This is a genomic window from Brevundimonas vesicularis NBRC 12165 (genome assembly GCF_001592205.1).
Classification (GTDB): domain Bacteria; phylum Pseudomonadota; class Alphaproteobacteria; order Caulobacterales; family Caulobacteraceae; genus Brevundimonas; species Brevundimonas vesicularis.
Genome location: NZ_BCWM01000006.1, coordinates 152,713 through 177,627, shown reverse-complemented (window position 1 = coordinate 177,627; position 24,915 = coordinate 152,713). Strand labels below are relative to the sequence as shown.

Annotated in this window: 25 protein-coding genes; 14 read left to right on the top strand and 11 right to left on the bottom strand. The window is 66.5% G+C overall.

Annotated elements, in window-relative coordinates; all coding sequences use genetic code 11:
• Window positions 1–440 precede the first annotated feature (440 nt).
• From fabD to BVE01S_RS06675, 8 genes are all read left to right on the top strand, one after another.
• A complete protein-coding gene (gene fabD / locus BVE01S_RS06710) occupies window positions 441–1,385 on the top strand; it encodes an ACP S-malonyltransferase (protein ID WP_066625801.1) in 945 nt (314 codons plus the stop codon).
• Between the two features lie 145 nt (window positions 1,386–1,530).
• The gene (fabG, locus tag BVE01S_RS06705; RefSeq protein ID WP_066625794.1) at window positions 1,531–2,271 is read left to right on the top strand and encodes a 3-oxoacyl-[acyl-carrier-protein] reductase; all 741 of its coding nucleotides are present in this window, start codon (window positions 1,531–1,533) and stop codon (window positions 2,269–2,271) included.
• A 179-nt stretch (window positions 2,272–2,450) separates the two neighbouring features.
• Window positions 2,451–2,690 (top strand): acyl carrier protein, encoded by a 240-nt coding sequence (locus BVE01S_RS06700; protein WP_008264317.1) that lies wholly within the window; start codon window positions 2,451–2,453, stop codon window positions 2,688–2,690.
• A 151-nt stretch (window positions 2,691–2,841) separates the two neighbouring features.
• Window positions 2,842–4,113: a beta-ketoacyl-ACP synthase II gene (fabF, locus tag BVE01S_RS06695; RefSeq protein ID WP_066625792.1), complete on the top strand. Its 1,272-nt coding sequence runs from the start codon at window positions 2,842–2,844 to the stop codon at window positions 4,111–4,113.
• Window position 4,114: 1 nt separating this feature from the next.
• Window positions 4,115–5,275, top strand: a complete 1,161-nt coding sequence (gene mltG, locus BVE01S_RS06690) for an endolytic transglycosylase MltG (RefSeq protein WP_066625790.1) — start codon at window positions 4,115–4,117, stop codon at window positions 5,273–5,275.
• On the top strand, window positions 5,272–6,156 hold the full coding sequence (locus BVE01S_RS06685; RefSeq protein WP_066625787.1) for a YicC/YloC family endoribonuclease: 885 nt from the start codon (window positions 5,272–5,274) through the stop codon (window positions 6,154–6,156). Before mltG ends, BVE01S_RS06685 begins: the two co-directional genes overlap by 4 nt.
• Complete coding sequence (gmk, locus tag BVE01S_RS06680; RefSeq protein WP_039247959.1) at window positions 6,146–6,787, top strand: guanylate kinase; 642 nt, start codon at window positions 6,146–6,148, stop codon at window positions 6,785–6,787. The genes BVE01S_RS06685 and gmk overlap by 11 nt, the downstream gene beginning before the upstream one ends.
• Before the next feature lie 301 nt (window positions 6,788–7,088).
• The gene (locus BVE01S_RS06675) at window positions 7,089–8,735 is read left to right on the top strand and encodes an ATP-binding protein (protein ID WP_240612084.1); all 1,647 of its coding nucleotides are present in this window, start codon (window positions 7,089–7,091) and stop codon (window positions 8,733–8,735) included.
• Window positions 8,736–8,749: 14 nt separating this feature from the next.
• On the opposite strand, the gene BVE01S_RS06670 is transcribed toward BVE01S_RS06675, so the two are convergent.
• The 7 genes from BVE01S_RS06670 to BVE01S_RS06640 all read right to left on the bottom strand — a co-directional run bounded on the left by BVE01S_RS06670 (window position 8,750) and on the right by BVE01S_RS06640 (window position 17,865).
• Window positions 8,750–9,871 carry a pyridoxal phosphate-dependent aminotransferase gene (locus BVE01S_RS06670; protein WP_066625784.1) on the bottom strand — a complete coding sequence of 374 codons (1,122 nt, stop codon included), beginning with the start codon at window positions 9,869–9,871 and terminating at the stop codon, window positions 8,750–8,752.
• Window positions 9,868–10,674 (bottom strand): 16S rRNA (adenine(1518)-N(6)/adenine(1519)-N(6))-dimethyltransferase RsmA, encoded by an 807-nt coding sequence (gene rsmA / locus BVE01S_RS06665; RefSeq protein WP_066625833.1) that lies wholly within the window; start codon window positions 10,672–10,674, stop codon window positions 9,868–9,870. Before rsmA ends, BVE01S_RS06670 begins: the two co-directional genes overlap by 4 nt.
• 11 nt (window positions 10,675–10,685) lie before the next feature.
• Window positions 10,686–11,690: a 4-hydroxythreonine-4-phosphate dehydrogenase PdxA gene (gene pdxA / locus BVE01S_RS06660; protein ID WP_066625782.1), complete on the bottom strand. Its 1,005-nt coding sequence runs from the start codon at window positions 11,688–11,690 to the stop codon at window positions 10,686–10,688.
• The gene (locus BVE01S_RS06655) at window positions 11,687–13,054 is read right to left on the bottom strand and encodes a peptidylprolyl isomerase (RefSeq protein ID WP_240612085.1); all 1,368 of its coding nucleotides are present in this window, start codon (window positions 13,052–13,054) and stop codon (window positions 11,687–11,689) included. Before BVE01S_RS06655 ends, pdxA begins: the two co-directional genes overlap by 4 nt.
• A gap of 72 nt (window positions 13,055–13,126) precedes the next feature.
• Entirely contained in the window at window positions 13,127–15,565 is a 2,439-nt protein-coding gene (locus tag BVE01S_RS06650) for an LPS-assembly protein LptD (protein ID WP_066625779.1), read from the bottom strand.
• 33 nt (window positions 15,566–15,598) lie between these two features.
• On the bottom strand, window positions 15,599–16,732 hold the full coding sequence (lptG, locus tag BVE01S_RS06645; protein WP_066625775.1) for an LPS export ABC transporter permease LptG: 1,134 nt from the start codon (window positions 16,730–16,732) through the stop codon (window positions 15,599–15,601).
• A complete protein-coding gene (locus BVE01S_RS06640; RefSeq protein ID WP_066625773.1) occupies window positions 16,729–17,865 on the bottom strand; it encodes an LptF/LptG family permease in 1,137 nt (378 codons plus the stop codon). The genes lptG and BVE01S_RS06640 overlap by 4 nt, the downstream gene beginning before the upstream one ends.
• A 143-nt stretch (window positions 17,866–18,008) precedes the next feature.
• Between BVE01S_RS06640 and BVE01S_RS06635 the strand changes: the two genes are divergently transcribed.
• From BVE01S_RS06635 to BVE01S_RS06620, 4 genes are read left to right on the top strand one after another with little or no spacing between them, the layout of a single operon-like run.
• Window positions 18,009–19,484: a leucyl aminopeptidase gene (locus BVE01S_RS06635; RefSeq protein ID WP_066625770.1), complete on the top strand. Its 1,476-nt coding sequence runs from the start codon at window positions 18,009–18,011 to the stop codon at window positions 19,482–19,484.
• Window positions 19,485–19,505: 21 nt separating this feature from the next.
• On the top strand, window positions 19,506–19,964 hold the full coding sequence (locus BVE01S_RS06630) for a DNA polymerase III subunit chi (protein WP_055755192.1): 459 nt from the start codon (window positions 19,506–19,508) through the stop codon (window positions 19,962–19,964).
• 14 nt (window positions 19,965–19,978) lie between these two features.
• The gene (locus BVE01S_RS17095; RefSeq protein WP_240612086.1) at window positions 19,979–20,278 is read left to right on the top strand and encodes a DUF1996 domain-containing protein; all 300 of its coding nucleotides are present in this window, start codon (window positions 19,979–19,981) and stop codon (window positions 20,276–20,278) included.
• A 21-nt stretch (window positions 20,279–20,299) separates the two neighbouring features.
• A complete protein-coding gene (locus BVE01S_RS06620; protein WP_066625767.1) occupies window positions 20,300–20,596 on the top strand; it encodes a hemolysin in 297 nt (98 codons plus the stop codon).
• A 3-nt stretch (window positions 20,597–20,599) separates the two neighbouring features.
• Here BVE01S_RS06620 and BVE01S_RS06615 read toward each other — a convergent pair whose 3' ends face one another.
• Window positions 20,600–21,526, bottom strand: coding sequence for a LysR family transcriptional regulator (locus tag BVE01S_RS06615; protein ID WP_066625765.1), 927 nt, complete (start codon window positions 21,524–21,526; stop codon window positions 20,600–20,602).
• Between the two features lie 120 nt (window positions 21,527–21,646).
• Here BVE01S_RS06615 and BVE01S_RS06610 point away from each other — a divergent pair, with 120 nt between their 5' ends.
• Together BVE01S_RS06610 and BVE01S_RS06605 are read left to right on the top strand one after the other, a co-directional pair.
• Complete coding sequence (locus BVE01S_RS06610; RefSeq protein WP_055808681.1) at window positions 21,647–22,360, top strand: pirin family protein; 714 nt, start codon at window positions 21,647–21,649, stop codon at window positions 22,358–22,360.
• Between the two features lie 72 nt (window positions 22,361–22,432).
• The gene (locus tag BVE01S_RS06605; RefSeq protein WP_066625763.1) at window positions 22,433–22,831 is read left to right on the top strand and encodes a DoxX family protein; all 399 of its coding nucleotides are present in this window, start codon (window positions 22,433–22,435) and stop codon (window positions 22,829–22,831) included.
• A gap of 47 nt (window positions 22,832–22,878) precedes the next feature.
• On the opposite strand, the gene pip is transcribed toward BVE01S_RS06605, so the two are convergent.
• From pip to BVE01S_RS06590, 3 genes are read right to left on the bottom strand one after another with little or no spacing between them, the layout of a single operon-like run.
• Window positions 22,879–23,859, bottom strand: coding sequence for a prolyl aminopeptidase (pip, locus tag BVE01S_RS06600; protein ID WP_066625760.1), 981 nt, complete (start codon window positions 23,857–23,859; stop codon window positions 22,879–22,881).
• Between the two features lie 26 nt (window positions 23,860–23,885).
• Window positions 23,886–24,248, bottom strand: coding sequence for a DUF423 domain-containing protein (locus BVE01S_RS06595; RefSeq protein WP_066625757.1), 363 nt, complete (start codon window positions 24,246–24,248; stop codon window positions 23,886–23,888).
• 48 nt (window positions 24,249–24,296) lie between these two features.
• On the bottom strand, window positions 24,297–24,902 hold the full coding sequence (locus BVE01S_RS06590) for a C15 family peptidase (RefSeq protein ID WP_084375320.1): 606 nt from the start codon (window positions 24,900–24,902) through the stop codon (window positions 24,297–24,299).
• Window positions 24,903–24,915 lie beyond the last annotated feature (13 nt).

Here is a 24,915-nt window from a genome sequence, read left to right as displayed (position 1 = left end):
ATTTCACCATCGCCCCCGTTCCATCCGCTCCCGCCGCCGCAAGGTCGCAGGCCAGGCGAGCCCTCCATGCGACGAGACGGATGTATTATGGGGCCGTTTGACCCCGTGGACGGGAGACGGGGGACATAAATCGGCAAGCGGTTGAAATCGCTGCGGATGGGCCAGCGTCCTTGCGATGGCTGAGCGACGCCACCTCCCCATGTCATGGGGAGGTGGCTCGAAGCGCAGCGGAGAGACGGAGGGGGTCTTCGCGCATCCCCGGCGCTTAAGCGGCGTCAAGACCCCCTCCACCGCGCCGCCTGTCCTCGGGCTCGCCTTCGGCGAGACCCGGGGGCGGTCCCCCTCCCCACAAGTGGGGAGGCGACGGTGTGTGGCGCTTGCCCTCGGGTAAGTCTCGGCTTACGGGTCCGCGCCTTGATGAACGATTCAGGGAGCGGTCGATGACCCTCGCACTTCTGTTTCCGGGACAGGGCAGCCAAGCCGTCGGCATGGGCGCGCAACTGGCGGACGCTTTCCAATCCGCCCGCGACGTCTTCGCCGAGGTGGACGAGGCGCTAGGCCAGAAGCTGTCGGTGCTGATGCGCGAAGGCCCCGAGGACCAGCTGACCCTGACCGAGAACGCCCAGCCCGCGCTGATGGCGGTGTCCGTGGCGGCGATCCGGGCGTTGAAGGCCGAGTTCGGCTTTGACGTGGCGAGCGCGGCCTATGTGGCCGGTCACTCGCTGGGCGAATATTCGGCCCTGGCGGCCGCGGGCGCAATCTCGCTGTCGGACACGGCGCGGCTGCTGAAACTGCGCGGTCAGGCCATGCAGCGCGCGGTTCCGGTGGGGCAGGGTGCGATGGCCTCGCTGATCGGACCCAAGACGGATCTGGCGCTGGCGGAAGCAGCGGCGGCGGCCGGTTCGGAAATCGGCGTCTGCGTGGTCGCCAATGACAACAACAACGGCAATATCGTCATCTCAGGCGAGAAGGCCGCCGTGGATCGGGCGATCGAGAAGGCCAAGGAACTAGGCGCGCGGGCCATTCCTCTGAACGTCTCGGCGCCCTTCCACTGCCCGCTGATGCAGCCGGCGGCCGACGAGATGGCCGCCGCCCTGGCCGAGGCGAAGATCGTCGCCCCGGTCGTGCCCGTCGTCGCCAACGTTCTGGCGCGGCCCGAGAGCGATCCGGAAGTCATTCGTCGGCTGCTGGTCGAACAGGTCACCGGCCGGGTGCGCTGGCGTGAGAGCATGGAATGGATGGCGACCGAAGGCGGCGTGACGCGCTTTGTCGAGATCGGCTCGGGCAAGGTGCTGACCGGCATGGCCAAGCGGATCGCGCCTGACGCCGAGGCCCTGCCGCTGAACACGCCGGAAGAGCTGGAAGCCTTCGCCAAGGCGTTGTGAGCCACGTAGGTCGCCATCCTCGGGCTTGACCCGAGGATCGGACCGTCCGCACTTCGGCGTCTGAGCGCCATCATCGACATCGGCGCTGCACAGCGCCTGATCCTCGGGTCAAGCCCGAGGATGACGGAAGGAATAGAGGGAACAGATGTTCAATCTTGCAGGCAAGACCGCGCTGGTGACCGGCGCGACGGGCGGGATCGGCGGGGCGGTGGCGCGGGCGCTGCACGCCCAGGGCGCGACCGTGGTGTTGTCGGGCACGCGCGAGGCCGTGCTGGCGGATCTGGTCAAGGATCTGGGTGAGCGGGCGCATTTCGCCACGGCGAACCTGTCGGATCCCGAGTCGGTCGATAATCTGGTCAACGCAGCCGAAACGGCGGCGGGCTCAGCCCTGGACATCCTGGTGGCCAATGCGGGCATCACCAAGGACGGCCTGCTGATGCGGATGAAGGATGAGGATTTCCAGTCGGTCCTGACCGTCAATCTGGAAAGCTATTTCCGCCTGACCCGCGCGGCGGTGAAGGGGATGATGAAGCGCCGTTCGGGGCGAATCATCGGCGTCACCTCGGTCGTCGGCGTGACCGGCAATCCGGGCCAAACCAACTATTCGGCGTCTAAGGCCGGGATGATCGGCTTTTCCAAGTCGCTGGCGCAGGAGGTCGGCTCGCGCGGCATCACCGTCAACTGCATCGCGCCGGGCTTCATCGCCTCGCCGATGACCGACGTGCTGAACGATCAGCAGCGCGAGACCATTCTGGGCCGGATTCCGGCAGGCCGGCTGGGTTCGGGCGACGAGATCGCCGCCGCCGCCGTCTACCTTTCCTCCGACGAAGCCGCTTATGTGACGGGCCAGACCTTGCATGTGAATGGCGGCATGGCGATGATTTAAGGGTCGCGGCCCTTATCGCGTCGCGCAACAGACTATTTCCAGCCCGAAAGCCTGTGCTAAAGGGTTGAACGCGTCGGCGGTTCGGGCTTTCGGGCTTGCGTCGCCTTCGCTGCCGTGAGACGGCGATTTCTGAGCTACCCCCGCCTCTACGGCGATTTCAAACAGGCAGAGAGACACTCATGTCCGACACCCTCGAGCGCGTTCGCAAGATCGTCATCGACCATCTGGACGCCGATCCGGACAAGGTCACCGAAAAGGCCAGCTTCATCGACGACCTGGGCGCTGACTCGCTCGACAACGTCGAGCTGGTGATGGCCTTCGAAGAAGAATTCGACATCGAGATCCCGGATGACGCCGCCGAGCACATTCAGACGGTCGGCGATGCGGTCAAGTTCATCGACGAAAAGTCGGCCGGCTGATCTCAGTCGCCGATCTCGGCCGAATAGGCTGACGGTTCACAGGGCCGCCCGGCGCTCCTAGCGGAGACGCCCGGCGGCCTTTACTGTTTCTGACCCGCGCGAATCCGCAATGATTCCGAAGGGTCGGGCTGGAGATAAGGGAGCACGCACCATGCGCCGCGTCGTCGTTACGGGCATCGGTCTGCTGACCCCCCTGGGTTGGGGCGTCGAGAAGAGCTGGAAAGGCATCGTCGAGGGACGCTCGGGCATCGGCCCGATCACGTCGTTCGACACTACGGGTTATGGCTGCACCATCGCCGGCGAAGTGCCGAGCGTGGATGGACGCGGCGGCGGCGGCGAGGGCGACTTCGATCCCGAGAAGATCATGTCCGCCAAGGACAGGAAGCGTGTCGATGATTTCATCCTGTACGCCATCGCGGCGGCGGACGAAGCCCTGGCCGATGCCAAGTGGAAGCCCGAGACGGACGAGGACAAGGAGCGCACCGGGGTGATGGTCGGCTCCGGTATCGGCGGCCTGGGCCCCATCGCCGACACGGCGATCGTGCTGAAGGAGCAGGGCGTGCGTCGCGTCAGCCCCTTCTTCATTCCCAGCGCCCTGATCAACCTCGCCGGCGGCCAGATTTCGATCCGTCACGGTCTTAAGGGGCCGAACCATGCGGCGGTGACCGCCTGCGCTACGGGCGCCCACGCCATCGGCGATGCGGCCCGGATGATTTCGTTGGACGACGCGGACGTGATGGTGGCGGGCGGGGCCGAAAGCTCGGTCGTGCCGATCGGCATCGCGGGCTTTCTGGCCTGCAAGGCGCTTTGCACCGCCTATAACGACACGCCTCAAAAGGCGTCGCGTCCCTATGATCGGGGCCATGCGGGCTTCGTCATGGGCGAAGGCGCTGGCGTCCTGGTGCTGGAAGAATACGAACACGCCAAGGCGCGCGGGGCCAAGATCTACGCCGAGGTCGTGGGCTATGGCATGAGCGGCGACGCCTATCACATCACCGCCCCGTCCGAGGACGGCGAAGGCGGGGTGCGGGCCATGAAGGCGGCGCTGAAGCGGGCCGGTCTTCAACCGTCAGACCTCGACTACGTCAACGCCCACGGCACCTCGACCATGGCCGACTGGATCGAGCTGAAGGGGATCGAGGGGTTAGTCGGCGATCATGCGCGCAACCTGACCGTCTCTTCGACCAAGTCGATGACCGGACACCTGCTGGGCGCGGCGGGCGCGATCGAGGCGGCCTTCTGCGTGCTGGCGATCCGCGATCAAATCGCGCCGCCGACGATCAATTTGGACGATCCCGAGATGGAGACGCCCATCGACCTGGTCCCCAACAAGGCCAAGCCGATGAAGATCGATGTGGCCATGTCCAACAGCTTCGGCTTCGGAGGCACAAACGCCTCGGTGATCTTCAAGAAGGTCGACTGAGATGTTCGGGCGCGGGCGGGTCGAGAAATCCAGCGGGCGGTCGGGCTTTACGGTCTCGCTGCTGACCGCGTCCGCGACCTTCGGCCTGTTCCTGCTGGTGGCGCTGATCGCCGTCTGGGCGGTCTATTATGCGCCGGGACCGTCCGCGCGGCAGGGCCAGACGACGGTCGTCACCCTGCCCAGCGGGTCCGGCGTCTCCGCCATCGCCGCGCGGATGAAGGCGGCGGGAGTAATCCGATCGACGGACCTGTTCCGCGCTGCGGCGACCCTGACCGGCGCGGATCGGCGGCTGAGAGCCGGCGAATACGAGGTTCCGTCCGGCACGTCCCTGGCCGGGGTGCTGAACCTGCTGGTCGAGGGGCGGGTGGTGCGCCATTTCGTGACCCTGCCAGAGGGCTGGTCGTCGTTGCAGGCGGTGGACATCCTGAACAAGGAGGCGGTGCTGACCGGGACGGTCGCCGAGACGCCCGAGGAAGGCAGCCTGTGGCCCGACACCTATGAGGTTTCGCGCGGCGACACGCGCCAGTCGGTGATCGACCGGATGCAGCGCGCGGCGACGGAAAATCTGCGTCTGCTGTGGAGCCAGAGGTCGCCGGCGACCGTGGCGCGCACGCCGCAAGAGGCGGTGATCCTGGCCTCCATCGTGGAGAAAGAGACCGCGCTGGCGGCTGAGCGGCCCCGCGTGGCGGCGGTGTTCTCCAATCGTCTGCGCGCCGGGATGCGGCTGGAGAGCGATCCGACCATCGTCTATGGTGTGACCAAGGGAAGGCCTTTGGGGCGCGGCATCCGGCGCTCGGAGCTACTGGCTCAGACGCCGTGGAACACCTACCAGATCAACGGGCTGCCGCCGACGCCGATCGCCAATCCGGGTAAGGAGGCGGTCAAGGCCGTGTTGAATCCGCCGGCTGATCCGGCCCTGTTCTTTGTGGCGGATGGCTCCGGCGGACACGCCTTCGCCCTGACCTATGACGAGCACCTGCAGAACGTCGCGCGGTGGCGTCAGATCGAGCGCCAGAAGGCGGGCTTGCCGCCGGAGGCCACGCCGCCCGCAACGCCGGGAACCAGTGCGGCGCCGATGACGACCGAGCCGGCCGCCGCGTCGATTGAGAATGGTCAGGCGACGATCACCCTTCCGGCCGGCGCGACGCAGGGGCCCCGATGAGCACGCTTTCTGGCATGACCGGCTTTGGCCGGGCCGACGGGGCCGGCGAGGGCTGGACCTGGTCGGTCGAGGCGCGCTCGGTCAACGGGCGCAATCTGGAGGTCCGATTCCGTGGGCCAAACGGTTTCGACGGGCTGGAGCGCGCGGCCAAGGCGGCTGGCCAGGCGCGGTTTGCGCGGGGCCAGGTCACCATCGGCGTTCAGGCCAAGCGAGCCGAAGCCGGCGAGGCGGCAGTCACAATCAACGCCGCCGTGCTGGCGCGCTATCTGACGCTGGCGAACGAACTGGCTGAAGACGGCGCAACGCCGCCGTCCGCCGACGGCCTTCTGGCCCTGCGCGGCGTGATCGAGGCGCCCGAGGAGGCGGACGATCCCGAGGCGCGGGCGGCGGTCGAGGCGGCCATGACCCGCACGGTCGAAGAGGCGCTGGATGCGCTGAAGGCGTCACGCCAGAACGAGGGCGCGCAACTGACGCCGGTGCTGGACGAATTCATCGCTCGGATCCAGGCGCTGGTCGCCCAGGCGGAAGGCGAGGCGACCGCGCAGGTCGAGGCTATTCGCGACCGCTTCACCCGCCGAATTTCCGAACTGGCGCCCGATGCGCCGGGGCTTGAGGACCGGATTTTCCTGGAAGCAGCCGCTCTGGCGACCAAGGCCGACGTGCGCGAGGAACTGGATCGGCTGACCGCCCATGTCGCCTCGGCGCGTCAGCTTGTGGCCTCGGCGCCCGCCGGGCGGAAACTCGACTTTCTGATGCAAGAATTCATGCGTGAGGCCAACACGCTGTGCTCAAAATCCGCTACGACCGCGCTCACCGGAATCGGCCTGGAGCTCAAGGCCGTCATCGAACAGTTGCGTGAGCAGGTCCAGAATGTCGAATGAACGCAGCCCCCGCCGGGGTGTCCTCCTGATCGTCGCCAGCCCGTCGGGCGCCGGAAAGACCTCGCTGTGCCGGCGGTTGATGGCCGATCACGGCGGTCTGGAGCTGTCGGTCTCAATGACCACGCGCGGCATCCGGCCGGGCGAGGTGCATGGGCGCGACTACAACTTCGTCGGCCATGACGAGTTTCAGCGCCTGATCGACGAGGACGCCTTCCTGGAATGGGCGGACGTCCACGGCAATCGCTACGGCAGCCCGCGCGGGCCGGTGGACAAGGCGCTGGCCGAGGGGCGCGACGTGCTGTTCGACATCGACTGGCAGGGCGCGCGCGACGTGGCCGAGAAATGTCCCGAGGACGCCGTGCGCGTCTTCATCCTGCCGCCCAGCCTGGAAGAGCTGCGGCGCCGTCTCGTCACTCGCTCACAGGATGCCGACGACGTGATCGAGCGCCGTGTGGCCAACGCCAAGGGCGAGATCGAACACTGCGACGCCTTCGACTATGTGCTGGTGAACGAGGATTTCGACCGGTCCTACGCTGAACTGGCCCACATCTATCACGCCGAGCGTTCGCGTCGGTTCAGGAACCTGTGGGTCGGCGACTACAAGGCCGCCCTTCTGAACGAAGCCGTCTGAAAAAAACAGCGCCACAGGCCGTGGGGACCTGCGGCGCTGTGGGGTACTCAACGCTACGCTACTGACGCTGTTTTGCCGCCCAGAAGATTTCGGACGGTAAACGCGGCCATAGGGAATGTCCCGTAGCCGCCCAACGGCTCAGGTTTACGTCCTGTTCGCCCTCTTGACCTAACGTCAGGCGGTGAATGGGGGTATCATGGGCTTTCTTCATTCGATCGCGCCTCTCCTGGCCAGCAGCGCCAAGGAGAGGGTCAGGCAGGTCCCGGTCAGGCTTTTGCTGGCCGCCTTGGTCGGTTGGGCCATGAACGAAGCTGGAATGCTGCGATGGGTCCCGCTGTGGCTGGCGGTCGCGGTTCTGGTTCAGGCGTTCGAACTGTGGGCCATGGCGCCGTTCAGACGCGCTGATGCGTCGCAGAGCCCGCTGTCCGTGTTTGTCGCCCTGGCGTCCACCACCGTGATGGCGACGACCTATGCCGCGATGGCCCTGATGGTCTGGTCCACCAACCATCCAGCGCTGGTGACGCTCGCCGCCTTGACGATGGCGGGCGGGCTATTGACCAATGTCGCGTCCGGCATCGCCTCGCGTCGGATCTTCTTCATCGGCGGCAGCCCTTATCTGGCGGCGCTGGCCTTGATGCCGGCGATCAAGGTGATCCAGGGCGATACCCGCGGGGTCGTGGTCATGACCCTGTCCGCCATCCTGTTCGTCGGCATGGTGTTGAACATCTACTGGCGGGTGCACGGATCACGCGAAGCCGAGGTGAAATCTCGGGCGGAGGCGGAAACGCGCTTGGAGCAGGCGCAGGCGGCCATGGCCGATCGTGCGGCGATGGCGGCGATCGTCAGCCACGAACTGCGCACGCCCGTCAGCGCCATCCTGGCCGGCGCCCATGTCATTCGTGATGGCAAGTCGCCGGAGCACCGCCAGGAGACGGCCGACCTGATCATCGACGCCGGACGATTGATGACCGGCATGCTGAACGATCTGCTGGACCACTCCAAGATGGAGGCCGGGGCGATGGCTATGGAAAGCCGCGACTTCGAGCTGGGCGATTTGATGCGCGATACGGTGCGGTTCTGGGCGGCGCCGGCCGCTGACAAGGGACTGACGCTGGACATGTCGGGCGTGGGCAGCGAGGCGGTGTGGCTGCGCGGGGACCCCTATCGTCTGCGTCAGATCATCAACAACCTGGTGTCCAACGCGATCAAGTTCACACCGTCAGGCGTGATCCGTCTTGAGGCGTCCGCGCCGCGTGGCGACGGGAAGCACTGTCTGACCCTGACCGTCATCGACCAGGGCGCCGGCATTGCGCCAGACGCGATGAACCGGCTGTTCACCCCCTTCGCACAGGGGTCGGCCGAGGTGGCACGCACCTATGGCGGGACGGGCTTGGGCCTGACCGTCAGTCGTGAACTGGCGCGGTTGATGGGCGGCGACCTGACGGTCGAGAGCACGCCGGGGCAGGGCGCGGCCTTCACCCTATGTGTCGATCTGCCGGCGGGTCAGCCGACGCAGGCTTTAGATGGGCAAGAGACGGCGGCGCCCGTTCTGGCCCGGCGGCTTCGCGTCCTGGCCGTGGACGATCACGAGATCAATCGCCGCACGATCTCGCTCGTGCTTCAGCCGCTGGATGTCGATCTGACCACGGCCTCGGACGGCCATCTGGCGCTGGCGCTGTTGTCGGAGAAGGCGTTCGACGTGGTGCTGATGGATGTGAATATGCCGGGCATCGATGGCAACGAGACGACGCGCCGCTTGCGGGCATCGGACGGGCCTAATGCGGACGCCCCTGTGATCGGGTTCAGCGCGGGCACGGAGGCCGAACAGGTGCAGGCCTGCTATGCGGCCGGTATGACGGACTGGTTGGCGAAGCCGCTGGAGCCGAAGAAGCTCTACGACGCCTTGCACCGGGCGACATCGGCTGCAGTTCAGCCCAAGGCGGCTTAAGCCAAGGCAACTTATCAGAGGGCTGCAAACCAAGGCCGCAGGCGGCTCAAGGCGTCTTCGATTTCGGGCGTCGAAACGGCGAAGCTGAACCGGATGAAATGGTGGCCTTCGACGGGGTCGAAATCGACGCCGGGCGCGGTGGCGACGCCGGTGTCGCGCAGCAATCGCTCGCAGAAGGCCACGCTGTCGTTCGTCAGATGGCCGATGTCAGCCCAGATGTAGAAGGCGCCGTCGGGGGGCGCGATCTTGCGCAGACCCAGCGCGGGCAGAGCGTCTAGCATCAACTGGCGGTTGCGGGCGTAGGTCCGGATATGGCCTTCCAGCTCATTGATCGCGTCCATGGCGACCAGACCGGCATGCTGGCTGAGGCTGGGCGGCGTCAGGAACATGTTGCCGATATAGGCGCGGGCGGCGTCGATCCGGTCCTCTGTGACCAGCAGCCAGCCCAGGCGCCACCCCGCCATGCTCCAGTATTTCGAGAAGCTGTTGATGACCACGGCGTCGGGCGCAAACTGCAGCATCGAGGGCGTCGGGCCGACGTAGCTGAGGCCGTGGTAGATCTCGTCCGAGACGATGGCGATGTTGCGCGCGCGGCAGACCTCGGCGATGGCGGCCAGCTCGGCGTCCGGAATGATGGTGCCGGTCGGATTGGCCGGGCTGGCGATGATGACGCCGGCGGGGGCGGGATCCAGCCCCTGGAGTTGGGCGGCGGTGAGCTGGAATCGGGTCTCGGGACCGCAGGCGATTTCGACCGGCTCAAGATGCAGGGCCCGCAGGGTGTTGCGATAGGCGACGTAACCGGGCCGGGCCAGGGCGATCCGGTCGCCGGGCTTGAACAGAGTGCTGAGCGCCAGAACCAGGGCCGGGGAGGCGCCGCAGGTCAGCAGGATGCGGTTGGGATCGACGGCGACGCCGTACCGCTCGTCGTACAGGCGCGCGATGCGGCCGCGCAGATCGGGACTTTCCCAATAGCCCATGGCGTCGGCGTCCAGCACCTGATGCGCTCGCGAAATGGCGGCGGCAGGCGCGCCGGTCGACGGCTGGCCGAACTCCATATGGATGATCGAGCGGCCTTCGCTCTTGAGCTGATGCGCCAGGCGGCTGACGGAGATGGCGCGGAACGGTTCGACGGTCATTGAAGGGCGTCCGCCAGTCGCAGGAAGCCCGCGACGTCGATGGTTTCGGCGCGGGCGTCGGGCTCAATGCCGGCGGCCTCGCACAGGGCGGCGCCGCCCAGCTGTTTCAGGCTGGACCGCAGCATCTTGCGGCGCTGGCCGAAGGCGGCGGCGGTGACGCGTTCCAGCTTTTTCAGGCGTTCCGGCGACGGCCGCTCATCCAGCGGGACCAGATGGACGACGGCCGAAGCCACCTTGGGCGGAGGGGTAAAGGCGGTGGCGGGCAGATGCATGACGATGCGGGCGGTGCAGACGGCCTGGGCGATGACGGCCAGACGGCCGTAGGCGTCTTCGCCTGGCCCTGCGGCGACGCGTTCGGCGACTTCCTTCTGGAACATCAGGGTCAGGCTGTGGGGCAGCCACGGGCCGGTCAGCCATTTGATCAGCAGGGGGGTGCCGACATTGTAGGGCAGGTTGGACACCAGATGGGTCGGGCCGGAGACCAGATCCGCCTCCTTCACCTTCAGCGCATCGGCTTCCACGATGGTCAGGCGGCCGGAGCCGTCGTCCAATTCGGTCAGCAAGGGAATGAAGCGCGGATCCTTTTCCACCAGGACCACGGGGCCGGCGTCGGATTCCAGCAGGGCGCGGGTCAGGCCGCCAGGACCGGGGCCAACCTCGATCACGGCGCGGCCCTCGAACGGACCGGCCAGGCGCACGATCTTGCGAGTGACATTCAGGTCCAGCAGGAAATGCTGGCCGAAGCTCTTCTTGGCCGAAAGGCCGTGGGCGTCGAGGGTTTCGCGGAGGGAGGGAAGGTCTATCACACGCCCTGTTAGCGCGCGGCGCGGGCCGCCGCCATCTCCGATGCCAGGCGAATGGCGGCGATCAGGCTGTCAGGACGCGCGACGCCCTTGCCGGCGATGTCGAAGCCGGTGCCGTGATCGGGCGAGGTGCGGATGATCGGCAGGCCGAGGGAGACATTGACCCCGCCCCAGAAGTCCAGCGTCTTTACCGGGATCAGGGCTTGGTCGTGATACATGCAGATGGCCGCGTCATAGGTCGCGCGCGCCCCATCATGGAACATCGTGTCGGCCGGTCTGGGGTCGGTGATGTCGATCCCCTCGGCGCGAAGCTGTTCGGCGACGGGGATCAGGATGTCGAGTTCCTGCAGGCCCAAGGCGCCGCCTTCGCCCGCGTGGGGATTCAGCGCCGCCATGGCCAGGCGCGGGCGGGCGATGGCGAAGTCGCGTTTCAGGCTTTCGTGGACAACGCGGGCGGTGCGGGCGACACGCTCGGCTGTGACCAGTTCCGGCACCTGGTCCAAGGCGACGTGAATGGTGACGAGACAGGCGCGCAGGTTCTGGGCCGTCAGCATCATCACCGGGCCGCGCGTACCGGCGTATGGCGCGTGGGCCGTCAGTTCGGCAATGAACTCGGTATGGCCGGGAAAGCGAAAGCCCGAGGCGTACATCGGCGCCTTGGCGATCGGGGCGGTGACGACGCCGGACGCCTCGCCGGATAGGGCGAAGCTGACCGCCTCCTCGATGCCGTCCGCGACGGCCGAGGCATTGGCTGGATCGGGCGACCCGACCACGACCGGGGCGGGCAGGGGGCGATGGATGACGGGAAGGGCGGATCCGAACAGGCCGCCGGCGTCGCCGGGAACCCCGATCTCGGCCACGGGAACACCCTGCGTCCGCATCAGCGCCGCGTCGCCGATCACAGCAAAGGCCGTCTGGTCGGCGCGCAACGCTTTCCAGGCGGCGGCCACGATCTCCGGCCCGACGCCGGCGGGTTCGCCCAGCGTCAGAACCAGAGGCGCGACCGCTGGGCTCATTTGAACTCGATCAGGGCGTCGCTGCGCAGGTCGCGCAGATAGCGGCGCTCCAGCACGGCCAGGTTCTGGGCGCGCAGACGGTTTTCGACCTGCTGACGGTTCGGCGCTTCCGGCCCACCGACGCGACGACCGCAGACGGCGACCAGGTGCAGGCCCAGCGGGGTGCGGATCGGCGTGGAGACCGAACCGATTTCGCCGGTGCGCGCGAACTGCTGGAACTGGGGCGCCAGGTTGGCGACATCCGATTCACCGAGATCAGCGCCCAAGACGCCCTGCGTCGCGCGGGCCTGGGAGATGATATTGTCGCAGGTCAGACCGTTGCGCAGACCTTCCAGCTTGGCGGTCGCAGCGGCCACGTCAGCTTCCGACGCGGTTTCGGGCAGTTCGACCATGACCTGTTTCAGCGAAACCAGGCTCGTCGAGGCGCCGTCACGCTTGTCGCGCAGGTAGAGGATATAGACGCCGCCATCGACGACGATGGGGTTCGACAGCTGGCCCGGCTGGAGCTGTTCCAACACTGACTGCACAGCCGGCTGGAGCGAATCCTTGACCACCCAGCCTGCATCGCCTGGGACGCGGGCGCTGGCCGAGGGGGCGGCGGAAAACTGCTGGGCGACGGCCTGGAACGGCGCGCCCTGGATGATCTGCTGCACCAGCTGGCGGGCGCCGTTCAAGGCTGCCTGCGCGCCGCCGACGCGCGCGGCGTCGATGTAGATTTCCCCCAGCAGGAACTGAGGCTTGGACGCCGCCTCGTTCAGACGACGGACTTCCTGATCGACTTGAAGGGTGCTGGCGCGGGCGCGGCTATTGAAGCGACCCGGGATCAGCTGGCTCCAGCCGATCTGGGTGCGCAGGTTGTCACGGAAGGCTGCGGGCTGGATGCCGCCCTGTTGCAGGAATTGCAGATAGGCCTGCGGCGTCGTGCCTGCGGCGCGGGCCATTTCGGCGATCTCGCCGTCGATTTCCTCGTCCGTGACCTTCAGGCTCTCGAACTTGGCCATCTCCTGATCCTTGAGGCGATCCTCGATCAGGGCGTTCAGGGCGGCCTGCTGAATGGCGGGCAGGTTCTGCTCGGTCGGCTGAACCTGAGACGAGGCGATCAGCATCAGCATACGCTGACGCAGATCAAAGCCGGTGATGATCTTGTCATTGACCGTGGCGACGATGCCGTCGGCCATTTCGAACTGAGGCTCGGCGCGCGCCGTCGTCGGCGCCTCTTCAGCTGCAGGATTCGGCGCGCCGGCCGCAGGACCTTGCGCGGGCGTGGGGGTCTGTGCCGGAGCGGGCGCCGTCTGGGCATAGGCCGAACCGGCGAGGAGGACTGCCGCGAGCGCAGCCCCCGTCGAATAACGCATCAAACCCATTGGTCGTCCTGATTCCTCACAGCGGTCCGCCAGCCAGGCCGGCAGGCGGTCGCGCCCCGTAAAGCGTCATGCTCAACGCATATCGCCCTGTCCATAACCTGAACCTCCGAAAGTGGCGAGGTTTAGGCGCACATAGATGCCTTCCGACGGGCCGCCGGGCCGGGCGCGGGTGTTGTCGCGCCGATAACCCAGTTCGAACCGCAGGCAGTCGTCGTCGAACAGCACGCCGACTTCGGATCGCGTGATCTCGTTCTGGTCCAGATCGGCGATGCCGGCGACGGTGAAACCCCAGTTCTGGAAGACGAACTGCTGGCCGGCCAACTGGACGAACTCGTAGTTGCGGTTCAGCGGCCCGTCGACGGGGTTCGACTGATCCAGAATGTAGCTGACGGTCGCCAGGTTGCGGCGGCCCCAACGACCGTCCAGCGCCGCTTCGGCGCGGCGCACCTCACCCGACCCGTCGACCGTGGCGTGGAACCAGCTGCGGATGCGATCCGACGGCGAGAAGTCGCCCTGGACCACCCAATCCGAGGTCTCGGAGGCCAGACCTGTCGGGTCATAGAGACGCGCGGGATCGTCGGGAATCGACGTACGGAAGTCGTCTTGCTGGTCGAAGCGATAGCTGCGTCCCACAAACAGGCTGGCCTTACGACCTTCGGCCCAGCGGATGGTGGCGCGACCGCCCGCCGTCACGCGCGCGCCGCCTTCCAGCAGATCGTAGCCGGAGAAGCGATCCATGCGGAACAGCGACGACTCGTCCAACTCCAGAACCTGGGAGTCCTCGATGGGAATGCGGCGGTCCAGGCTGACCTTGTTGGAGACCGAGAACTGACCCACCGGCTCCAGGATGATGTCGGCGTCGGCGATGCGTTTGATCAGGGGATAGGCGACGTCCACGCCCGCGCTGAACCTGGATCGACTGACCGTTTCGTCGCTGTCGACGCCCATCATCGGCGGCAGATCGGACATGGAATAGAGATCGACGCGCGTATCGACGAACGGCTCCACCCGCATGCCGACAGGAAGGATGATCGCCCGTCGCCATTCCACTTGGCCTGTGATGCGGCGGCTGTCCACGCCGGCCAGACCTGTCGTGACGGTTGGGACGATCTCCGGGTTCAGGATCGGCGCGCCGACGAAAGCGTCGCGGTAGAGCGAAACGGCCGAACCCTTCAAGCGCAGCCGGCCGCCGAAGACCAGTTCGCGCGGCTCCCAGCGGGCATCGATCAGCGGAGCGACGAAGGGCAGGGTGTCGTCGTCCTCGAACACCTTGAAGCCGTTGGCGTCGCGGAAGTCCGTCGCGGCGAAGGCCGGGTTCAGGCGCAGGCTCTGGATCGAGAAGGCCGCGACCGAAACATAGGACCGATCGGTCTGATGTTCCGCGTAGATCTGGCTGATCAGACGACGGCGGTCGCCGTAATACAGGCCGTTGTCCTGATACGGAGAGCGCACGTCATAGCGGTCGAACAGCGTCTTGTCCGAGGTGCGCTCGGCCGTGAAGCCGAACCGCCACGGGCCGTCGGGATCAAACTCGCCGTGCGACAACAGATAGCTGCGGTGTTCGCGATCGCCGAACTTGACGTTGCTTTCGAAGTCGCCGTCCCCGTCCCGATCGAAGTCGCCGAACTCGCGCTCGTAGGTGTAGCCGCCGCGCGCCACGATCATGCCGTTGGCGAACCGTCGCCGCCATTGCAGGTTCAGCAGCGGCGCGACCCTGGTGTTGATCTGCGGGCTGATCAGCCAGTCCTCGGACGGCGACACGACGTGCAGATAGGGAACCTCGACGGAGACACCGCGACCCTCGTCATAGTTGACGATCGGCACCAGGAAGCCCGAGGCCCGCTCCACCGAGGGATCGGGGTGGGCGAAGAAGGGCGTGTAGAAGACGGGCACCGGCCCGATATAGAAGACGGCGTTGCGATACAGGATCGCGCGAAGTTGCTCGTCCTGCGTCACCTTTTCCGCCTGGATCGAGATGGTCGGCGTCTTGGGACCGCCGTCGTCGCAGATCGGGCAAGGTGTGAAGCGGGCGTAGTTCAGTTCGCTGACGTTCTCGCTGCGGCGGACAGCTGTTGCGGCCATCAGGCTGGCGCCGTTGGCCAGACGCGTGGCGAAATCCACGGCGACGCCGGTCTCCAGATTTTCGTCCAGCTCGAGACGGCTGGCGTAGACCACGGTGCCATCGGGCGCGATGGCCTCGACGCGGCCTTCGGCGGTCGCCGAACCGGCGTTCAGATCATAGGACAGGTTCTCGCCGCGCAGCACATGGCCGCGCGTGCGGACATAGGCGCGGTTCTCGGGCGTGCCGCTGACGATGATGTTGTCGCCTTCGCGACGCGCATTGTCGGCATCGACATAGACCGCTTCGGGCGGCAGGCCGTCGGAACGGGCGGCCGCGGCTGGAGGGGTCGTTTGCGCCCATGCGGGCGTCGCCAAGGGCGCGCAGGCGACCAGGGCCGCACCGGCGAGAAGCCTTGCTTTGAAAGCGTCGAAGCGCCGATCACCCTGCATAGGCCATCCGTAGTCTGAGAAGCGAGCGCCCGATTAGCCGTCTTCGGTATAGAACAGCAAGGTCAAGGCTGCGAGCGCTGTAAGAACAGGCGGCAGCCAGGCGGCGACGAAGGGCGCCACGACCTCGGCCGATCCCATCGCCGACGAGAACTGGTTCAGGAAGAAGAAGGCGAAGCCCAGCACGACAGCCGCCACGCTCATGCGCGCCAGGTCGCCCAATCGCATCAGCCGCAGCGAGAAGGCGGCGGCCAGGATGGACATGGCGGCGAACACGAGCGGCGTGGCCAGAAGTTGCTGGAAGCGCAGGCGATAGGCGGTCGAGGTGAAGCCCGCGTTTTCGATTCGGCTGATCTGGTTGGGCAACGACCAGAAAGGCGTGGCCTGCGGCCGGGCGAAACGCTCGAAGGCCTCGTCATCCGCCAGGCTGGAGACGAGGGTCAGGCTGGAATAGGTGACGGCGCGCTGGCCGATCTGGGCGCCGACGGCGTCGGTCAGGCGCCAGCTGCCGGCGTTCAGCGAAGCCGACTTGGCGTCGATCCGCTCGGAGAAGGTGCGACCGCCGCCGGGCGCGGTTGTGTAGATGAAGAAGCTGACGTTCAGCAGTCGCGCGTTGGCGCGGTCCTGCTGGCCGGCGCGAATGATCATCTGGCGCTGATCGTCGCCCTCGCGCAGCCAGATCGCTTCCTTGGGGTCGCCGCCGGGCGCCGTACCGGAAATCCGCGCGCGCTCGCGTTGCCACAGACCGTCGCCGGCCGAGGCCATCGGACCCAATACCGTGACGGTCAGCACACCCAGCACGAAGGCCATGCCGGCCGCCGGCAGGACGAACCGCCAGGCGGAGACGCCCGCCGCGCGCATGGCGATCAGTTCGCTGCGTCGGTTCAGGCTGATGAAGGCCGACAGGGTGCCGAACAGGAAGACGAACGGCATCAACTGCACGATGACCGAGGGCGACTTCAGCAGCACCAAGCCGAAAATGCGGACGGCCGACAAATCTTGCGCCGAGCCGACGCCGCGCGAGACTTCGACGAAGTCGATCAGCATGACCAGGGCCGAGATCACGGCCAGGGCCACGCCCAGCGACTTCAACTGCTGGACCAGCACATAACGTTCGATGCCGCCGAGACGGGGGATATGCGGCGAGCGACGGGCGGCGACGGCGGTCATGCGAACTTGGCCTTCAGATCGCGCAGGGCGGCGGTGGTCCGGCTGCGACGCGGCTTCAGCGCGCGGAACAGAACTCGCAGGGCGACGACGATGGCCACGATCGGCACGACGTATTGCAGTAGGTTCATCCAGCCGTTCCAGGCGCTGGCGGCGACCAGGCCATAGCCGATGACGCGCAGGACCAAAAACAGGCCCGCCGCCTTGGCGATGCGCAAGGTATAGCCGGTGCGGCTGAAGGCGCCGCCCAGGATGGCCGAAAGCGCCAGGGCCATGGCGACCATGGCGTAGAGCGGCGAGGCTAGCCGCGAATGCGCCTCGGCGAGAAGTTCGCCGCGCGAGCCGGCGACCTCAAGCACCTTGGCCGTCGGGTTCAGCAGCTGGCGCAGATAAAGGTCGGTCGGCTTGTAGCGAATGGTGTCGGTCACGCCGACGAAGGGCGCGAGAGAGAAATCGTATCGCCCGAACGACAGCGTCTCCAGCACGCCGCCCGACGAATAGCGCTGGGCCGAGCCGTCGATCATGGTCAGGATCGGAATGCCGCCGGCGTCCCGGCTGAAGCGCGCCTCCGACGCGTTCCAGGTCGTGACCTTGTCCTTGTCATCCAGATAGACAAACAGGTTCTTCAACAGACCGTTCTGTTCGATCTGCTGCACATAAACGGTCAGACCGTCAGGCCCCTGAACGAACTGGCCTTCCTCGACCAGAAGCGCGGCTAGGTCGGTGCGGATGTCGAACGCCTGACGCCGCGCCTCCTGCTGCGCCCAGGGCAGAATGAAGACATTGACCAGAAGGGTGACCAGGGCGACCAGCACGGCGATACGGGCGGCGGGGGATATGACCTGCCACCGGGTCATGCCCCCGGCGAAGGCCGCTGTCAGCTCCTGTTCGCGTTGCAGACGGGTCAGGGCGATGAGCGCGCCGACGAAAAGGCCGATCGGGAGAATCACTGACAGCAGTTGCGGCAGGGCGAGCAGGGTCAGCTTGACCATGATCCACACGCTCTGACCCCGCTCCACAATGACCTGGAGTTGGTCGAGGCTCTGGCTCAGAATCCCGATTCCCGCCAGCGCTGCGCACGCGGCGATCACAGGGAACAAGATCTGGCGAAAAAGGTATCTTTGAATCAGGGTCATGGGCGGATGGACTTCGCCCGGTTGCAGGCGGCGATATTGAGGCGCATCTAGTAGCACATCAGGGCGCGTCCGCGACAAGCAGACGCGCCGTTGTCATTTTGCTGTTTGCAGACGCCGGGTGGGGCCTGGCTGGAGTTGATTGAATGAAGATCGAATTCGTCGCCGCCGTGGACGCCGCCGAGATTTTGGCCGTTCCGGTTTTTGAAGATCGCACCTTCACCGCCGCCGGGACCGCGCTGGACGGCAAGACCAACGGCGCCCTGACCAAGGCGGCGGGCAAGGGCCGTTTCACCGGCAAGGCAGGCCAGAGCCTGAGCATCGCCGCGCCGGCGGGTGTCGAGGCGGACGTCGTGCTGCTGGTGGGCGTAGGCGCCAAGGACAAGCTGGACGATCTGGCGGTCGAGGCCTTTGGCGGCAACGCCTATGCGGCGGTCAAGCTGTCGGGCGCCGAGGTGCTGACGATCGACGCTTCGGACCTGTCGCCTGAGCAGGCCGCCCGCGTTGGTTTCGCCGCGCGTCTGGCCGCCTATCGCTTCGATAAATATCGCACGACGCAAAAGGCCGACAAGATTCCGTCGATCACCGCCATCCGCGTGGTCACGACCGACCTGCGGGGCGCGGAAGCCGCGCTGGAGCCGCTGTCGGCGGTGGCCGACGGTGTGATCTTCGCGCGCGACCTGGTGTCCGAGCCCGCCAACGTCCTGTATCCGGCCGAGTTCGCCAAGCGGGTGAAGGCGCTGGAGAGCCTGGGCCTTGAAGTCGAAATCCTCGGCGAGGCCGAGATGGAGAAGCTGGGCATGCGCACCCTGTTGGGCGTGGGCCAGGGCAGCCGTCGCGAAAGCCAGCTTGCGATCATGAAGTGGAACGGCGGCGAAGCCGGCGCTCAGCCGCTGGCCTTCGTCGGCAAGGGCGTCTGCTTCGACACCGGCGGCATCTCGATCAAGCCGGCGGACGGCATGGAAGACATGAAGTGGGACATGGGCGGCGCAGCAGCCGTCACCGGAACCATGATCGCCTTGGCCAGCCGCAAGGCCAAGGCCAATGTCATCGGCGTGCTGGGTCTGGTCGAGAACATGCCGGACGGCAACGCCCAGCGTCCGGGCGATGTGGTCGTGTCCATGTCGGGCCAGACGGTGGAGGTCATCAACACCGACGCCGAAGGTCGCCTCGTCCTGGCCGACGCCCTCTGGTACACCCAAGAACGTTTCAAGCCGAAGTTCATGATCGACTTGGCCACCCTGACGGGCGCCATGATCGTGGCGCTTGGCCTGGATTACGCCGGCGTCTTCTCGAACTCCGACGATGTCGCCGATCCGATCCTGGCGGCGGCCAAGAAGGTCGGCGAGAACTTCTGGCGTATGCCGATCCCGTCCATCTACGAGCAGCACATCGATTCCAAGATCGCCGATGTGAAGAACACCGGCAACGGCCGCGCCGGTGGCTCGATCACCGCCGCCCTGTTCCTGCAACGCTTCACCAACGGCGTGCCGTGGGCGCACCTGGACATCGCCCCGACGGCCTGGGCCAACAAGAGCCCCAGCCCCACCGTCCCGGAAGGCGGCGTCGGCTTTGCTGTGCGGACTCTGGACCGGATGGTCGCGGATTCCTACGAAGGCTGATCGGTCGGGAGGTAGAGCCGGGTGAGCGACAAGCCCGAAATCTGGTTCTATCACCTGGAGCGTTCATCGCTGGATCAGGTGCTGCCAACCCTGCTCGAAAAGACGATCGAGCGGGGCTGGCGCGCCATGATCAAATCGTCGCATTCGCATCGACTGGATGAGGTCGACGAGACGCTGTGGACGTTTCGCGATGACAGCTTTCTGCCCCACGGCCGGGCCGACCAGCCTCATGCCGAGCGCCAGCCTGTGCTGTTGAGTGAAACGGGCGAGAACCTGAACGGCGCTCAGGCGCTGTTCATAGTCGACGACGCAGAACTGGGCGGGACGGAAGGGTTCGAACGATGCTTCATTATTTTCGACGGTCGCGACGAGCCGGCTTTGCAACACGCGCGGGGACGTTGGAAGGCGCTGAAGGGGCAGGGCGCGAACCTGGCCTATTGGCGTCAAACGGACGAAGGGCGCTGGGAAAAGGCGGCCTGATCGGACTGGTTTTGTTGGCCGGCTGTTCGACGCCGGTCTCTGAGGCGCCCGCGCCGCGTGCGGTCGAGCAGGCTCAACTCAACCCGCCCGTCGGCAGCCGGATGCCGACCGCCCAGACGGAGGACGTCTGCAAGGCCGGCGAGATGCAATATCTGGTGGGCAAGTCCCGGACCGAAATTCCGGTGCCGGTGGATGTCGTCAATCGGCGCGTGACCTGCACCACCTGCCCGGTGACGCAGGACTTCTCCGCCTATCGTCTGAACATCTTCTACAACGAACAGACTGGCATCATCGAACAGGTCCGCTGCGGCTGAGCCTGACGCAAGGAGACGACCATGAAGATCATCGTGAGCACCCTGTTGGCCGCCGGCGCCTTGGCCGTGTCGGCCTGCGCGCCGGTCCAGACCGCCGAGCCTGCGCCCGGATCGGACACCGCCTTCAAGGCGTGCAAGGTTTCGGATTATCAGAGCTACGTTGGCCGCAACCGTTCGGCCATCCCGACCGCGCCCGCCGGCCAGACCTTCCGTGTGCTTTGCACCACCTGCGCCGCGACCATGGACTATCGCGAGAACCGGGTGAACTTCGTTTATGACGAGGCGACGAACATCGTGCGCGAAGTGAAGTGCGGCTGAGCGTTACCGCCCGACCGTATCGCCCGGCCAGAGCGGTCCGCTGAACTTCGCCGCCAGATAGTCCATGAAGGCCGTGACCCTGGCCGGGCGCGGTCCGCCGCTGGGCGCCACCAGATGCAGGGCGATGGGCGGCAGGCGCCAGTCGGTCATCACCGTCTCGAGATTGCCGTCGGCGACGTCCTTCCAATAGATGAAATCCGGCTGTGGAAAGAGCCCCAGACCCGCGCACAGCGACGCCGTCAGGGCGTCGGAGTTGTTGGCCCGCAGCGGCCCGCGCGGATGCACCACCACTTCTTCACCCGCCGCATTGCTGAACCGCCAGGTGTCCGGGCTGGGCATGTAGGCGTAGCCGAGGCAGGCGTGACGGGCCAGATCGTCGGGATGGGTGGGGCGGCCCCGCTGATCCAGATAGGACGGCGAGGCCACCAGGGCGCGGGCCACAGGTCGCAGCTTGCGCGCCGTCAGCGAGGAATCGGCCAGGGCGGCGATCCTCAGCGCGCAATCGAAGCCGCCGCCGACCAGATCGATGACCTCGTCCGACAGGTGCAGATCGACCGACACGTCCGGGTGAGTGGCGAGGAACTCGGGCAGGGCCGGGGCCACATAGGCCATGCCGAACGACATCGGCGCCGCCAGTCGCACCAGGCCGCGCGGCGTGATCGACATGTCGAGCGCCTCCGACACCGCGCCCTCGGCCTCGGCCAGCATGTGGGCGGCGCGGGCGGCCAGGGTTCGGCCTGCATCGGTAAGGGCGAAGCGCCGCGACGTGCGGTGGAGCAGGGTGGTCTTCAGCTGTTGTTCCAGACGCGTCACCGCTTTGGACACGGTCGCCTTGGACAGGCCCAGCGTCTCGGCTGCGCCGGAGAAGGATTGGCTGTCGGCGACCTTGGCGAAGATGGCCAGGGCTTCCAGATCGGGCAGGCGGGACATGGGCGGCTTTGCGTCCTGAAACGATGAGTTTCGGGTGTTTCTATTTCTGATCGGTCGCCGATCTCTATCTTGGCGTCAAGCAAAGGCGTCGGACGGTTCCGACGCGAAAGGACGAGTGCGATGATCGAGCGCAGACCATTTGAATCCCTCGGCGGCGCCAACCATGGCTGGCTGAACGCCAAACACCATTTCTCCTTCGCCAACTACTATGATCCCAAGCGGATGAGCTGGGGCAATCTGCGGGTGTGGAACGACGACGAGATCGCCGCCGGCACCGGCTTCCCGCCGCATCCCCACGCCGACATGGAAATCATCACCTATGTCCGCGACGGGGCCATCACCCATGAGGACAGTCTGGGCAATAAGGGCCGCACCGTCGCGGGCGATGTCCAGGTGATGAGCGCCGGAACCGGCATACGGCACGCCGAATACAACGCCGAGCCGGACCTGACCCGGATCTTCCAAATCTGGATCGAGCCGACCCGCCGCGGCGACGCGCCGAGTTGGGGCACCAAGCCCTTCCCCAAGGGCGAGCGGTCAGGCCAGTTCGTGGTCCTGGCGTCGGGCTTTGAGGGCGATACTCTTGAAAGCGGTGGGGACGCCCTGCCGATCCGCACCGATGCTCGGATTGTGGCGGCGACGCTGAAGGCGGGCGACAGCGCCGACTATCCGCTAGGCGGCGCGCGGCGGGCCTATCTGGTCCCGGCGAAGGGCGAGGTCGAGGTCAATGGCGTCCGACTGAACGCCCGTGACGGCGCGGCCATCGCTCAGGAGGATGTCGTGACGGTCAAGGCGCTGTCCGACGCCGAGATCGTGCTGGTGGACGCCGCCTGATTTTCGGATCAAGCTTCACGGTCGGACCCGATCCGACCGTGGACAACCGCATCAAAAAGGCGAGGAAAGAGAATGTTCAATCAAGTGAATGGCTGGTCTTCCCGCGCCTTGGCGGCGCTCAGGATCGTCGCCGGTCTGCTGTTCCTGGCGCATGGCGTCATCAAGGTCTTCGGCTTTCCGGCCGGGGCCGAGCCCGGGCAGCAGGAACTGTTGTCGCTGTTCGGCGTCGGCGGGGTGATCGAGCTGATCACGGGCTTGCTGCTGATCCTGGGACTGTTCACGCGTCCGGCCGCTTTCATCGCCTCGGGCCAGATGGCGGTCGCCTATTGGATGTTCCACTTCCCCAGCAGCCCCTATCCGGCGGTGAACGGCGGCGACGCGGCCATCCTGTATTGCTTCATCTTCCTGTACATCTTCACCGCCGGTCCGGGCGCGTGGAGCATCGACAATCGAACCACAAAACGGTTCTGATTTTTCAGAATGGAAAGGCCGCCGCGCTGTCCTGCGCGGCGGCTTTTTCATTCCTGAAGGCTTGCAGCCCAGTCGGCGGCGCGGACCAGGCTGTCGACGATACCGGGTTCCGACGAGGCGTGGCCGGCGTCGCCGACGATGTCCAGATGGGCCTCGGGCCAGGCGCGGTGCAGAGCCCAGGCGCCAGAAATCGGCGTCACCACGTCGAATCGGCCCTGCGCGATCCAGCACGGGATATGCCGCATCCGGTCCACATTCTTCAGCAGCCATCCGTCCTCCTCAAAGAAGCCGGCGTTGGTGAAGAACCAGTTCTCGATCCGAGCGAATGCGACGGCGAAGTCGGGCTCGGCGAACTTGTCCGGGCGGGCGTTGGGGCCCTCGACGCTGACGGTCTCGCCCTCCCAGCTGGACCAGGCGACGGCGCATCGCTCGCGCTCGGCGACGTCATCGCCGATCAGCCGCTTGTAATAGGCGGCCATCAGGTCGCCGCGCTCGGCCTTGGGGATGGGGGCGATGAAGCGCTCCCAGGCGTCGGGGAAGATCATCGAGGCGCCGTCCTGATAGAACCAGTGCAACTCCTTCTTCGTCAGCAGGAAGATGCCGCGTAGCAAGAGCGCGATGACCCGCTCAGGATGGGTGATGGCGTAGGCCATCGACAGGGTCGAACCCCAAGACCCGCCGAACACCACCCATTTGTCGACGCCGCACAGGGCGCGCAGGCGCTCGATGTCGTCGATCAGGGTCCAGGTCGTGTTGTCTTCCAGCGAGGCGTGGGGCCGCGACTGACCACAGCCGCGCTGGTCGAACATGATGATGCGATAGACGGCGGGATCGAAGAAGCGGCGCATGCCCGGATTGACCGCACCGCCTGGTCCGCCGTGAAGGACCAGAACCGGCAGGCCGTGCGGATTGCCGGACTCCTCGTAATAGATTTCATGCACGCCTTCGGTCGGCATCCAACCCGAGGCATAGGCCTCGATCTCAGGGTGGAGCACACGACGCGGCTCGGCGGGCGTGGGGAAGGCCATGGATGCTTGGTCTTTCTACGAGGAAATCAGGGGCGAGAACGCAAGGCCGCAAAGGCCAGGCAGAGCCAACCGGCAATCATCAACAGGCCGCCGATCGGGGCTACGGCGCCGAACGCCGGTACGCCGAGAAAGGCGATCGCCGCCAGGGCGAGGCAGAAGATGAGGCCGCCGATTGATCCGAGCCAGCCCGCAAGCCGCGCCAGCCCGCCGCCCCCTGTCCAGTGGGCGCAGGCGAAGGCGAAGACGGCGTGGACGATCTGATACTGGGCGCCGGTGGTCAGCAGGGTCTTGATCTGCGGCCCGGCGCCATGCGCGGCGAAGGCGCCGAGCGCCACGGCCAGGGCGCCGTTCAGGGCGGCGAAGACGATCAGGTTGCGACTCACTGTCATTTCGAAACCCTAGACCGCCAGTTCGTCGATGTCTGCGACCCAGGAGGGTTAACCGACGCGCGGCAGCGGCGTCAGGTGGCTGGCCATGGCCGAGGCGGCGGCCTTGACGCCCTTGCGCACCGCCGCTTCGTTGGCGGGGGCGGGCGCGCGCAGCAGGCCGATCGATGGCGTCAGCGGCCCATCCGGAAGGTCCGAGAGCACGCGGTAGAGCAGGTAAGAGCCGGCGTCCTCTTCGATGTCGGACGAGGCGTCGGCTTGCAGCCCGGCTGCGGTCAGGGCGCGAACCATGTCGGCGACGGGCGCCGTGGTGCGGGCCACGCCCGGCCCGGTGCTGGACAGGCGGTGCTTGTAGTCGAGGGTGCGGTTTTCCGCGCGCATCTGGACCCGGAAGCCTGCGCCCTTTTGCGTGCGTCCGACGAGTAGGACGGCCCGGCATTCCCCGCTGCCGAGACGGGCGGCCAGGGTCGAGGCGAGCTCGTCGGGATCGGCTGCGGCGATGGGCACGGCGCGGGCCCCGCTGGGGCTCCAGATTTCGCCCGACAGATCCTCGACCAGATCCCAACCGTCATCATCGCCGTCATAGGCGCAGATGATGATGCCAGGGCGGCGATCACCACTGGAACGACTGTCGATTTGGTTCATCGTGCCAGCCATAGCCCCATCCATG